This is a genomic window from Loigolactobacillus bifermentans DSM 20003 (assembly GCF_001434575.1).
GTDB classification, from domain to species: Bacteria; Bacillota; Bacilli; order Lactobacillales; family Lactobacillaceae; genus Loigolactobacillus; species Loigolactobacillus bifermentans.
Genome location: NZ_AZDA01000043.1, coordinates 1 through 12,598 on the forward strand (window position 1 = coordinate 1; position 12,598 = coordinate 12,598).

Annotated in this window: 15 protein-coding genes; 8 read left to right on the forward strand and 7 right to left on the reverse strand. The window is 47.7% G+C overall.

What is annotated here, in order from left to right; translation table 11 throughout:
- Positions 1-84: 84 nt before the first annotated feature.
- Positions 85-885 carry a helix-turn-helix transcriptional regulator gene (locus tag FC07_RS06025; RefSeq protein WP_057904226.1) on the reverse strand — a complete coding sequence of 267 codons (801 nt, stop codon included), beginning with the start codon at positions 883-885 and terminating at the stop codon, positions 85-87.
- Between the two features lie 120 nt (positions 886-1,005).
- Here FC07_RS06025 and gap point away from each other — a divergent pair, with 120 nt between their 5' ends.
- Entirely contained in the window at positions 1,006-2,028 is a 1,023-nt protein-coding gene (gene gap / locus FC07_RS06030; protein ID WP_057904227.1) for a type I glyceraldehyde-3-phosphate dehydrogenase, read from the forward strand.
- A 17-nt stretch (positions 2,029-2,045) separates the two neighbouring features.
- On the opposite strand, the gene FC07_RS06035 is transcribed toward gap, so the two are convergent.
- The 4 genes from FC07_RS06035 to deoC all read right to left on the reverse strand — a co-directional run bounded on the left by FC07_RS06035 (position 2,046) and on the right by deoC (position 5,026).
- Positions 2,046-2,489: a GNAT family N-acetyltransferase gene (locus FC07_RS06035; protein ID WP_057904228.1), complete on the reverse strand. Its 444-nt coding sequence runs from the start codon at positions 2,487-2,489 to the stop codon at positions 2,046-2,048.
- A 144-nt stretch (positions 2,490-2,633) separates the two neighbouring features.
- A complete protein-coding gene (locus FC07_RS06040) occupies positions 2,634-3,374 on the reverse strand; it encodes a GntR family transcriptional regulator (RefSeq protein WP_057904229.1) in 741 nt (246 codons plus the stop codon).
- Positions 3,375-3,446: 72 nt separating this feature from the next.
- Positions 3,447-4,295, reverse strand: coding sequence for an aldo/keto reductase (locus FC07_RS06045; protein WP_057904230.1), 849 nt, complete (start codon positions 4,293-4,295; stop codon positions 3,447-3,449).
- 14 nt (positions 4,296-4,309) lie between these two features.
- Complete coding sequence (gene deoC / locus FC07_RS06050) at positions 4,310-5,026, reverse strand: deoxyribose-phosphate aldolase (protein ID WP_057904231.1); 717 nt, start codon at positions 5,024-5,026, stop codon at positions 4,310-4,312.
- Positions 5,027-5,202: 176 nt separating this feature from the next.
- Between deoC and FC07_RS06055 the strand changes: the two genes are divergently transcribed.
- The 5 genes from FC07_RS06055 to FC07_RS06075 all read left to right on the forward strand — a co-directional run bounded on the left by FC07_RS06055 (position 5,203) and on the right by FC07_RS06075 (position 9,193).
- A complete protein-coding gene (locus FC07_RS06055) occupies positions 5,203-5,817 on the forward strand; it encodes a TetR/AcrR family transcriptional regulator (protein WP_057904232.1) in 615 nt (204 codons plus the stop codon).
- A 71-nt stretch (positions 5,818-5,888) separates the two neighbouring features.
- Entirely contained in the window at positions 5,889-6,422 is a 534-nt protein-coding gene (locus FC07_RS06060) for a nitroreductase family protein (RefSeq protein WP_057904233.1), read from the forward strand.
- Positions 6,423-6,512: 90 nt separating this feature from the next.
- On the forward strand, positions 6,513-7,835 hold the full coding sequence (locus FC07_RS06065; protein WP_057904234.1) for a replication-associated recombination protein A: 1,323 nt from the start codon (positions 6,513-6,515) through the stop codon (positions 7,833-7,835).
- Positions 7,836-7,885: 50 nt separating this feature from the next.
- Positions 7,886-8,326 carry a hypothetical protein gene (locus FC07_RS06070; RefSeq protein WP_057904235.1) on the forward strand — a complete coding sequence of 147 codons (441 nt, stop codon included), beginning with the start codon at positions 7,886-7,888 and terminating at the stop codon, positions 8,324-8,326.
- A gap of 66 nt (positions 8,327-8,392) precedes the next feature.
- Positions 8,393-9,193 (forward strand): HAD family hydrolase, encoded by an 801-nt coding sequence (locus tag FC07_RS06075; RefSeq protein WP_057904236.1) that lies wholly within the window; start codon positions 8,393-8,395, stop codon positions 9,191-9,193.
- A 196-nt stretch (positions 9,194-9,389) separates the two neighbouring features.
- Here the strand turns inward: FC07_RS06075 and FC07_RS06080 are convergent, their stop codons facing one another.
- Both FC07_RS06080 and FC07_RS06085 read right to left on the reverse strand, forming a co-directional pair.
- The gene (locus FC07_RS06080) at positions 9,390-9,704 is read right to left on the reverse strand and encodes a DMT family transporter (protein ID WP_057904237.1); all 315 of its coding nucleotides are present in this window, start codon (positions 9,702-9,704) and stop codon (positions 9,390-9,392) included.
- A gap of 173 nt (positions 9,705-9,877) precedes the next feature.
- Positions 9,878-10,789 (reverse strand): ketopantoate reductase family protein, encoded by a 912-nt coding sequence (locus FC07_RS06085; protein ID WP_057904238.1) that lies wholly within the window; start codon positions 10,787-10,789, stop codon positions 9,878-9,880.
- A gap of 136 nt (positions 10,790-10,925) precedes the next feature.
- Here FC07_RS06085 and FC07_RS06090 point away from each other — a divergent pair, with 136 nt between their 5' ends.
- A complete protein-coding gene (locus FC07_RS06090; protein ID WP_057904239.1) occupies positions 10,926-11,420 on the forward strand; it encodes a TetR family transcriptional regulator in 495 nt (164 codons plus the stop codon).
- Between the two features lie 82 nt (positions 11,421-11,502).
- Positions 11,503-12,564: a hypothetical protein gene (locus FC07_RS06095; protein ID WP_057904240.1), complete on the forward strand. Its 1,062-nt coding sequence runs from the start codon at positions 11,503-11,505 to the stop codon at positions 12,562-12,564.
- Positions 12,565-12,598 lie beyond the last annotated feature (34 nt).

The window sequence follows — 12,598 nt, forward strand, 5'->3', positions numbered from 1 at the left end:
AAGCCATGATTGCTTAATTCAAAATCTAAATTGTCTAACTTTTCTATTGCACTTCAGGTTGAAGTTGACTTGGCGGGCGCTTTTTTAGGTTGCGGTTGCAAGCGACTTTAGTTTGGCCAAGGTTGCCGCGTCCCCAGCGTTTTCAAAGACCACATACTGTTCCGTTGCTGGTAGTTGTAACACAGTTTCAAGCAAATATAGCTCCCCATAATTCGGCAAATTAAATAACAACGGTTGGGTTTTAAAATCAGTGACCGTTAAGGCGGCCCAAGTTTGGTTAAAGATCGGGTCAGCCTTGATTGACGTGTAAACTTGATACCAGAAAGGCGACTCAGGTGCTAAACTGTAATACTGGCGAAAAACGGCGGTGGCATAAGCTGCGTAGTGGGCCCACTCGGTGAGTCCAGTGCGAAATTGAGCTTGGTGAAACGTGCGCCAGAGCCAATTATTTTGTAAAGCAGTGGTAAGCGGCCCAAATAAGGCCTGGTAACTGGCATTGGCTGCTAAAATGGTAAACTGTTGATCCATGATCAAAGCCGGTGTTGGCAGTTGCGCGTCAATGAAAGCCAAGGTGGTCGCAGCCACTTCTGTATGGTGGGTTAAAGGCGAGGTTAAGCCAATTAAGTTGAAAACATAGTCCATTTCAGCTTGACTAAATTGCAGAACTTGGCCCAAGTTTGCCAGCACAGCGCCTGAAGGTGTTACGCCAGCACGGCCTTGTTCAATGCGGCTATACCAGTCTACGCTCACGTTGGCCCAGGCAGCGACCTCATCGCGGGTTAGGCCAGGGGTACGGCGCTTGCGCTTTGCCGTCACCGGAAAATGAGCTAAAACAGCATGCGTGCGTTTGTAGCGCAAAAAATGGCCTAAAACTTGTTCATTCATTAAAATTCCCCCAAGGTAGGATGATTTATCCTAGGATCAAGTCGAACTTCCTGTTGTGGTGTTTCATTTCTATACTATAACTGTTCAAATCAATGAACAACCGTATAGGAGGGATTTTGGATGACAGTAAAAATTGGTATTAACGGTTTTGGCCGTATTGGGCGCTTAGCCTTTCGGCGGATTCTGGCACTTCAGGCAACCAGTGACATTGAAGTGGTTGCAATCAACGATTTGACCAACCCTGCGTTGTTGGCCCATTTATTAAAATATGATAGCGCTCATGGGACATTGGCGGCTGAAGTGCATGCAACTGAAACGGCATTGGTGGTGGCTGGTCACACATATCCGGTTTACGCTGAACCTCAAGCCGACCAGTTGCCGTGGGTGGCTAACGATGGCGTGGACCTGGTGTTAGAATGTACCGGCTTTTATACCAGTGCGGCTAAGGCACAAGCGCATTTAGCGGCTGGGGCCAAACAAGTCCTGATCTCGGCACCAGCAGGTGACACCGTTAAAACAGTGGTGTATGGTGTTAACGACAATATTTTAACCGCCACTGATCAAATTGTATCAGCCGGCTCTTGTACCACAAATTGCTTAGCACCGATGGCCGATGCGTTGGACCGAGAATTTGGCGTTCAGGCTGGGACCATGACGACCGTTCACGCTTATACAGGGACCCAAATGATTTTGGACGGCCCTGTACGTGGCGGTAATTTACGAGCTGCTCGTACTGCTGCCAGCAGTATCATTCCCCATTCATCAGGAGCCGCTAAAGCCATTGGCCTAGTGTTGCCCCGTCTAAATGGTAAATTACAGGGACATGCCCAACGGATCCCGGTGCCAGATGGGTCATTAACGGAATTAGTGACGGTGTTGAACACGGCTAACGTAACCGTAGACTTGATCAATCAACGGTTGAAGCCGTACACCACTGATAATCCAAGTTTCGGCTGGAATGCTGATCACATTGTTTCAGCTGATGTGGTAGGGACCACATTTGGTTCGATTTTTGACCCGACTCAAACCGAAGTCGTTACGGCTGGCACCACACAGCTTGTTAAAACGGTGGCTTGGTATGATAACGAATTTGGGTTTACATGCCAACTGGTGCGGACCTTGTTGAAATTGGCTACATTATAAGCGAAAAAGGCGTATTTTTACGCCTTTTTTACTTGCACCATATCCACATGGGGAATGCCATCTTCCAAATAAGTTTCTGAAACGGGCTTGAAACCAAAGGAACCGTAAAAATCCCGTAAGTAGTCTTGCGCCTGAATTTTAATCGCTTGATCAGGATAGCGCTGGGTAATGGCATCAATCGTGGCGGCGACAATTTGTCGACCATACTGCTGACCGCGAAAGGCTTGTGCCACCAGTACTCGGCCAAAGCTGATGTGTTGGCCGTCGTCGTGGGGGATGATGCGGGTGTACGCCACTAGTTCCGTGCCGTGCCACAGCATTACATGAGTGGCGGTGGTGTCTTTGGCGTCCACTTCTTGGTACGGGCAATTTTGTTCCACTACAAACACAGCGACTCGCGCTTGCATAATGGTGATCAGTGCCGCCGGTGTCAGTTCAGCGGTGGTTTTAATTTCTAGCATATTTAACCTACTTTCTCAAAAAAAGCCGGTTAACACCTGCCTCGCAATTTGCATTGCGCCCTAATGGCAAGGTGTAACCGGCTTAGCCGTCTGATCCGGGGGTCAAACGGTGCATGATTTTTTAGTTAGTATAACAGATAACGGCTAGTTGCGCCAAACTGACTGTAAGCTCTGATTTTGATCAATATCAAATACGAAATAATTCAAATCGCCACGGTATTTGGCAATCGAATATTCTAAAGTGGTGCCATCGGCGGTGTGACCTTGGGTGTGAAAATAAAATAGTGGCGCTTGTTCAGGAACGTTGAGCAAAGCTGCCGTGGTTTCATCTGCGGCCAGCACTTCCAGCTTGCGCCGCACATTGGTAATGGCTAACTTGCGGCTAGCCAGCTCAGCATAAAGTGAGCGCTGGGTAAAATCGATTTGGGCTAAAGTGGCCAATGGTGCTACTGGCAAATAAGAGGTAACCAATACCACCGGCTGGTTGTTGGCAAAACGCAGCCGCAATAATTTATACACTGGGGCCGTTTCAGCCAACCCTAATGCAGCTTGGACTTCGGCAGTGGCTGGTTCTTGTTGAAACAACAACACTTTGGTTTGCGTGGTGAGGCCTTTAGCGGACATCTCTTGATTGTAGCTTTGGATCACATGGGTAAATTCTTGGGCAATTTTGGTGCGCTTAACCATGGTGCCACGTTTGCGCTTTTTTTCCAAATAGCCTTGGTCCACGAGTTGCTGAATCGCTTGACGGACCGTGGGGCGACTGACCCCAAATTGGTCGATTAGCGCCATTTCTTTGGGGATCAGGCTACCTTCTGGATAAGTGCCATTTTGAATTTTCGCTAGCAAATCCCGAGCAATTTTTTTGTATTTAGGTTCTGACATGATGCACCTCTTTTTCAATAGGACAGGACCTATTATAACAAAAAACAAGCCTGAATTGGCTTGTTCATGGTGCTAGAATTTGCGATTATCTGGATCTTTGGCCAAACCGGCCACGCCATGCAGGCTATCAATGGTAGCCATATCTTCAGCGGTGAGTTCAAAATCAAACAGTTGGGCGTTTTCTTGGATTCGGGCGGTGTGCACGGATTTTGGCAATGGAATGAAGTCGTGTTGCAGGGACCAACGCAGTACCACTTGGGCCACGGTTTTACCGTATTTAACGGCTAAGTCTTGCAAAGCAGGCACTTCAAAAATTTTGCCGGTGCCCAGTGGACTGTAAGCTTCATTAACCATGCTATGAGCGTTGTTGTAAGCCACCAGTTCAGACTGTAAGTCAGATGGATTTAAGAAAATCTGATTGACCATGGGGTTAACGGTAGCGTTTTGATAAAGCACGTCCAAATGGTGTTGGCGGAAGTTCGATACCCCAATGGCCCGGGCTTTCCCTGCCTGTAAAATGGCTTCCATGCCACGCCAAGTTTCAGCAATATCGTCTTGCCAATGGTCTCGAGATTGGATCGGGTTCGGCCAGTGCACCAAATATAGGTCCACGTAATCCACGTTTAGTGCCAGCAAACTTTTGTCGATGGCGGCTAAGGCTGGTTGATAGCCGTGGTCAGGGTTCCACAATTTGGTGGTTAAAAATAAATCAGCACGCTTCACACCTGATTTGTGAATGCCAGCGCCTACACTGGCTTCGTTGCCATAAGCGGTGGCAGTGTCGATGTGGCGATAGCCGGCGTTTAACGCAGCCAGCACGCTTTGTTCGGCAGTTTCACCATCAGGCGTTTGCCAAGTGCCAAAGCCAACGATTGGAATTTGAACACCGTTACTTAAAGTTTTTGTGGTTGTTAATGCCATGAAAATCGTCCTTTCTAACGTTGCATCTCAATGCTGTTAACGTGATCGACCGCCATGCGTTGTTTTAAAGCATTGATGATCTTAATGCCAGCGCTGGTCCCAATGCGGTCGGCACCAGCTGCAATCATAGCCAAAAAATCATCAGAATTGCGAATCCCGCCAGCCGCCTTGACTTTTACGTGAGGTCCGACCGTTTGTTTCATTAAGCGCACATCCGTTACTGTAGCGCCGCCAGTGCCAAAGCCAGTGGCGGTTTTAATGAAATCTGGTTGGACCTTTTTGGCAATGGTCGCCGCGCGCGTGATTTCAGCTTTGGTCAGGTAACAGTTTTCAAAAATGACTTTGCAAGGCACATTTGCGGCATGACAAACTTGTACGATTTGGGTCATTTCGTCGGTGATATAGGCGTCATTGCCGGCTTTTAGTTCGGTGATATTTAACACATAATCAATTTCATTAGCGCCGTTGGCAATCGCATCTTGGGTTTCAAAGACCTTTGCGGCAATGGTGGTTTGGCCTAGTGGAAAGGCAATCGCGGCACCGGTATCAATGTCGGTGCCTTTTAAGGCCTCCGCACAACGTTTGGCTTGGACTTGGTTGATCGCCACCATCTTGAAATGGTAGTCTTTGGCTTCTTGACACAGCTGTGCCATATCGGCTGGGCTGGCGTCAGCGTGTAAGTTGGTGTGGTCGATCAAACGGGCAAAATCATCTAGGGTATAAGCAGTCATGAAAATTACCTCCTATATGTTATGACATAATAAAGATAACCTACGCTATTTTAAAAGTCAAATCAGATATATCGCGAATAGTTTTATATTAAGTCATGACAATAACGACAAATTGTTGGATGGGCCGTCATTTGTGATAAGATAACTAAGAAGACGATCAAGGGGGAAAACCGAAAATGGCAACGCAAAAAAGACGGCGGGGGGCCGCGTTACAACAAGCCTTGTTGGAAAGTGCTTGGGCAGAGTTACAGGAAAAAGGTTACGCAGCTGTGACCATGGCTGGCGTGGCAAAGCGGGCAGCAACGACGAAAACCGTGTTGTATCGCCGGTGGCCTAAAAAGGTCAACATGGTCATTGCTGCCGTCCGGGCCCATCTGCCGTCTGTGCTGCCAGCGGTGCATGATACCGGTAGTTTAGCGGGAGATCTTTACGATTTATTAGCGCAAATTGCAGCGCTGTTTCAAGCGATTCCTAAGGGGGTCTTAACGGGAATCGTCAAGGATGCCGTGGCCCAAGTTGATTTAAAGCGGTTATTTGCGTTGATGAATCAAGGCGACGGTCAGGATTGGCCGACGCCGACAATTTTAGTCACGGCGGTGAATCAAATTTTGCAGCAAGCCACCCAACGGGGAGAGCTTAATGGCGCGGCAATTTCGGCTAAACAACGAAATCTATTTAATTTGTTATTGGTAAATGCTGTGCTAACAGAACAAGTGCAACCAGCTGAATTGCGTGCGCTAGCCGATGACGTGCTGTTGCCATTGTGGCGCCAAGTGGGTCAGGTGAAATAAAGTTGAATCCGATTTTAAATAGCTTATAATAAGTAAGTGTTCAATTCCGATTTTAGAAAGGATCGATTTTAATGGAAACAATGACAACAATTACCAGCCGCAAGGCCATTCGCAGTTACACCGGCAAAAAGCCTTCCGAAGCGGCAATGCAACAGATCTTAACCGCTGTCCAAGCTGCCCCTGTGGCCATGGGTGGTTATGACAAATTACACGTTACCATTATTGAAAATCCAGCAATTTTAAAGGCCATCGACGCAGCTGGCGCCAAGTTCTTTAAAAAGCCAGACGCTCATCCTTTATATGGTGCGCCAATCTTAGTCTTGATTTCAGCAAAACTTGGCATGGGACCTGCTTTAGGCAATGCGGACTACGCCAGCGCTGGCATCTTAGTGCATAACATGGCGTTAGCCGCAACGGACCAAAATGTGGGCAGTTGTTACATTTGGGGTGCGGTAATGGGCATGAATCAAGATGCTGATTTGGTGGCCAAATTAGACTTACCAGCAGGCTTTGTTCCTTGTTGTGGGGTCACCCTGGGTGAAACCACAGAAACATTTGCACCACGGGAAATTCCTGCTGGCCGGTTAGCGATTACAAAATTATAATGCTCAGCAACCAGCGTCGATGGCGCTGGTTTTTAATTCGGTTGAAAACGAACATCAGTTCTGGTATGATCATATCAAGGGGGTCAGGTCATGAAACAAGAATCATTATTTGAAGCCAACAATGCGGCATCAGAACCACTGGCAGCGCGAGTCCGCCCGCGCACTTTACAGGCCTTTGTCGGGCAGCACCAGCTGTTAGGACCAGGTAAAGTGCTGCAAACCATGATTGAAAGTGACCGACTACCTTCCTTGATTTTTTGGGGCCCGCCAGGCACCGGCAAAACCACGCTAGCTGAAATTATTGCCAATCAAACCCATGCCCGTTTTGTACGCTTTTCAGCGGCTAATGGCAGTGTGGCGCAAGTGAAAAAAGCCATGGCTCAGGCCGCTGAGCATCAAGAACTAGGCGAACGCACGGTGATGTTTATTGATGAAATTCATCGTTTCAATAAAGCCCAACAGGACGCGTTTTTACCTTACGTGGAAGCGGGGGCAGTCACCTTGATCGGGGCGACGACGGAAAATCCGTCTTTTGAATTGAATTCAGCGCTATTGTCACGGGCCAAAGTATTTGTGTTACAGGCGCTAAGTCCTTTTGAGCTGGTGCAGTTGTTGCAACAGACTTTAGCACACCCGCAGGCTTTTCCTGACTTAACCGTCCAGATTCAGCCTACCGAGTTGCAGGCGATTGCTGACTTTGCCAATGGGGATGCCCGGCGTGCGTTAAATACCTTAGAAATTGCGGTGTTAAATGGTCAACGGGATGGGCAAACGGTCACCGTTGATGCCGCCAGTCTGGATCAATTAACCAACCAACGTTTGTCCCGTTATGACAAAAAAGGTGATGAACACTATAACTTGATTTCGGCGCTGCACAAGGCTATGCGCAACAGTGACACCGATGCGGCAATCTACTGGCTGTCCCGCATGTTGGCTGGCGGGGAAGAACCACTTTATATTGCCCGGCGCTTAGTGCGCTTTGCGTCAGAAGACATTGGACTAGCGGATACCAATGCGTTAAACGTGGCGGTGAATGTGTTTCAAGCTTGTCAGTTTTTAGGGATGCCGGAATGTGATGTGCATTTAACGGAGGCCGTCACTTATTTAGCGTTGGCCCCAAAATCCAATGCGATTTACCGGGCCCGGGAGAAGGCCAAACAAGACGTGCACCGTTATCCCAATGCAGAAGTGCCGCTGCAAATTCGCAACGCCCCAACGGCTTTAATGAAGGCATTAGATTATGGCAAAGGCTATCAGTACGCCCATGACACGGCGGCCAAGTTAACGGACATGCAAACCATGCCCGATGAATTGATTGGCGAAACATACTATGAACCCACGGATCAAGGCCGGGAGCCGCGGTTTAAGGAACGTTTAGCCGCCATTAAGCGCTGGCATTTGCAACAAAAATAACTGAAACGTTGTTGGTTTGCGGAGTTTATCCTTAGTGAGGTGAATAAACAATGCGACAACAATTAGGCGCATTAGGCGCAGCAGAACGGCATCAATTTGTCGGTACTTTTAAGCGTTACGGGTTTAAAACAGATTACGGACATGCTAAACCAACGCTTTTGTTGGTTGACGTGACATTATTACCCGATCAGTGGTTAACGGATCACGCATGGTTTAATTTAACCAAAGGTTTTGCCACATTAGGCCAGTTACAATCAGGGGATCAAGTTCAATTTAACGGTCGGGTGGCACGTTATCAAAAGGGTTATCGTGGCCACAATTTTGAACGGCGCCAGGCAGCCCCTTTGCGCTGGGATTACAAAATTGAGCGCCCGACTAAAGTCCAGTTAGTCGACGCAACCTTGCAGCGACCACCTTTGCCGACAACCCAATTTGAGTTGCTCCAAATGATTGCACAAGCGACTGAAACCACACGCTATTTGCCTTGGTAGGGATTTGACGTTGCTGGTAGCACATGGGATACTGGGGGCATTATGTTGTAAAGGAAGTTATCCGTTGTGCACAATGTTAAATTAATGGCCTCTGATATGGACCATACCTTATTAACTGAGGCAGGGGCGTTACCACCACATTTTGGCGATTATTTAGATGCGTTAGCCGCTAAACAGATTAAATTTGTGGTGGCTTCTGGTCGGCCGCTGTATACGTTGCAGGACCTATTTCCAGAACATGGGGATCAAATGGTATTGATCTCTGATAATGGGGCAGTGATCGCAAATGAAGGCCAAGTGATTGCGAAAACACTGATTCCAACGGCTGAATTGTTAGAAATTTGCCAATTTGTTAGCGCTGAGCTTGCCGGACATCCATTATTATGCGGGATTCACGGGGCAGTAGCTGCTCAGTCCGACCAGCAATATGACGCCGTTTATCGGGAATTTTATCATCAGCTAGACTATTTAGCTGACTTGCAGCAATGGTCTGGTGAGGGCGATAAAATTACCGTTTATTTTCCCGAGGGCAATGCTGAGACCGTTTTTCAGACGGTGCTGGCACCGCGTTACGGGAAATGCTATTCGGTTGCAGTTAGCGGTCCCAATTGGGTGGACATTATGCCGCAACATATTAACAAAGGCCAAGCCATGGCAAAAATCAGCCAGCTGTTCCACATTGACGCGGACGAAATGGTGGCCTTTGGTGATACGTTTAACGACGCAGAAATGTTGCAATATGTGAAGTATGGGTACTTGGTGGCCAACGCCAATCCGGGGATGTCCCCTTACGCCCATTACCACACAGCTAGCAATGATGACTACGGCGTGGTCCAAGTCATTAAGCAAGTTTTAGCCGACCAATAGAAAATGCGATTCTCGTTTGAGAGTCGCATTTTTTAGCATAAGACTGGACAATCAGCGGAAAGGAGACCTTTGCGACAGCAAAGGTACCTTATAGACCTTAGCTGGTGCCATGTGTCTTGCGGTGCGGTCTGCCGCCACAAGACTGGACAACCAGTGGAAATCAGACCTTTGCGACAGCAAAGATACCCTATAGTTTTTAGCTGGTCAATTTAATACCAATTAACCCAATCAACAAGAACGCCACAAAAACCCAAGTAATCGGGTTGATGCGATCACCTAGTAGCAACACGCCAACGGCCACACTGCCAACAGCGCCGATGCCGGTCCAAATGGGATAGGCCAAGCTCATAGGGAGCCGCTTAATCGCCAGCGTGAGAAAGACGAAACTTAACACCATGCCAATGACGGTTACACTGGCAAAGCCCAACTTGTGGAAGCCGTCGCTTAGTTTGAGACAAGTGGCCCACACCACTTCAAATAAACCTGCAATCAATAACTGTAACCATGCCATCATAAAAACTCCATTCTGCCATTAAAAAAGCACCACTGATCATCCTATTAAGCCTAAAGGATGATTAGCGGTGCCCACTACCCGGCGGTAGTTTTATTGCATTCAGCTTAACAGATTGAAAATCGGGCGTCAATGATTGTTGATGAAGGCCTAATAACAGGCAGTCACAAGTTTTACGCAGTTGGCTTAAAAATTCTAGTTGCTTGTTGTGCTAAGCGCTGAAAAGCCGGTGTGGCGCGTTGTTGCTGTACTGAAAATTCAGTGAAGCGCTGATTTAACGCGGCAATTTCTTTAAAATTACCAGCAGCCAGTTTCAAAATAGGGGTGTGGTACAGCAGGCGCAATCCTAGGTTCATCACCCAAGGCGTTGCGATGAGCCGCTCCTGCCAGTGAGGACGTTGTATGTGACGGTCAATCAGTAATGCTTGTAGCTCACCAAAGGCATGTGCTGCGACTTTGAAATAAGGGCGGGCTTTGTGTGCATCCGTTTGGTACAGCATATCAAAATTGTTTAAAACAGTGATCAAGGCCGCGTGTTGGGCGAGCCAGTCAAATAGATCTAGGCGTTGTCCCCAGGTGTAGGCCGTCTTTTGAAAAATCTGGTGTAAGGTGGCTTGTGGAACGGGCGCTTGACTGCCAGCAATCACATCTAAGTGGCCTTTGCCAAAGCGTAATACGTTGATTTGGGCGCCTTGCCGGGTGCCACCTGTGTTTTGAAAGCCAAAATACAGTGCTTTTTGTGGTAATGCTTGTTGTAAGGGTTCTGGTGTAAGCTGGTTGCCAATCAGCAAAATCTGGTGACTACAATTTGCTTGAAGGACGGGGACGACAGTTGGAAAATCGTTGTATTTCATGGTTACAAAAATAAAGTCGTAGGCGTCGTCAGCGGCCAATGTTTGAATCACATGAATTGGGGTTTGCGTGGTTTGATGCTGTAAAATATGGTGCAGGCGCAGACCGTGTGTGACGAGCTGCTGATAGCGGGGACCGCGGGCTAAAATGGTGACGTGGTTTTGCGGATTGTTACAAAGTTGAGCGGCTAAAAAGCTGCCTTGAATCCCAGCGCCATAAACTAAAAGTTTCATGAGCAACACTTCTTTCTGGACAGTTGTTGTTTAATCAATTGATGTCGCTTATTATAAAAGGGACCGAATCAGGCAACAACCAACAATATTGGGATTGTGTTGCTTAATCAACGATTATCAGAAAGTGGGTGGCGCAATGGACCGCCGTAAACGAAAAACACAAGCTTTATTAAAGGAAACGTTATTAAGCTTATTACATCACCAAACGTTTAACAGCATCACGATTCGCCAATTGTGTGATCGGGCGGATCTTAATCGCAGTACCTTTTACCTCAATTTTCAGGATAAGTATGATTTGTTAGCCCAGATCATTCGGGGTGAAATTTTACAATTGGTGCAAGCCTGCCACCAGCAACCGGCCACAGAACAATTAAATGCCACATTTCATTATTTAACCCAGCATCGGCAACAATTTCGGTGTTTATTACAAGCGGATGATCATGGGGTTTTTGCGGCAACATTTGGCCAGTATTTAACCACTCATTTATCTCAGAAGCGGACCTTATCACGGTTGGAACAAGCCTTTTTTGTTGGTGGGATTATTGCGGCATTGCGGACCTATTTATTGGAACCAAATGTGGCGATTACGGAATTGAATCAAGTGGCCCAGTTATTGCAACAAGCGCAATAAGTGCGACTGGAAAACAGGCCGCAAGACCGAGGTGGTGCGACACAACTTCTGCTATACTCATTTTTGAAAAGGAATGATGAGGATGCAGGATGGGTTCGGTGATCAGCGCTGGTTAGGTCGCGCTGAATTCGGCGGTTGGTTGATACTGGGGCTTTTTGGAAATTTACCGTTGTTTGTGGTGAGTCATGCGTTGATCGCCACATTTTTATTAGTGAAAACGATTTGGTGGCCGCAGTGGCGCCCGAGACTTAAATTGGGGTTAAGCAGTGCTTACATCATTATTTTAACGTTACAAGTGGTTTTTGAAACAGCGGTGGTCTTTGCGGACGATCCGTGGGGTCATGTGTTGTTACGCTTGGTGGCCGCCAGTTTAGTACCGGTGCCGTTTTGGGTGGCACGTTGGTTGACGCAAACACAGGCCTTTGAATGGCCGTCGTTGGCTGACTTGACCACCATTAGTTTAAACACCTACCAGCAAAATCGCGCACGTGTTGCGCAGGTGGTGACGCAAACCGGACATGTGCGCCAAGTGTTGTCATTGCCCCATTTACAGGCCCTTTTTATGGAGCTGCACCGACACAGTTTGGTGCAGTATCACAATGCAGCTTCCTTGGATCAGGCCTACTTTGAGCGCGCAACGGCAGCGTTAGGAGACCCTTATTTGTACATTGTGATCTCTAACACTGGTAGTACCGCCAGTGAGGTGATCGGGTTATTTACCCAAAAACAATTTAACCATGCGTCGCTGAGTTTTGATGCGGCTTTGACCACGTTACTCAGTTATAACGGTGGGGAGCGGGTGTATGCACCAGGGTTAAACCCAGAAATGGTGCAGGCCTTTCATCAAAAAGCCGACGCGTCAGTGTTAGTATATCGTTTGTCGGTGACAGTGGCGCAAAAGCAAAAAGTGCTGGCGACCGTGCAAGCAATCAATGCCACCGGCAGTGCGTACAATATTTTAGGCTTGGTCACCAAGCACTCATTACGTCGGAACATGATGTTCTGTTCGCAATTTGTTTATCGCATGTTACAAATTGGCGAGGTGGCCTATTTCCAGAAGCAACCTGGTGAGGTACGGCCAACGGATTTTGTGGAGTTGGACTATCGTCGGCAGTTAGAATTTGTTCAGGAAATTCAATTTTAGCGCACACAAAAACGGACGTCGCAAGACGTCCGTT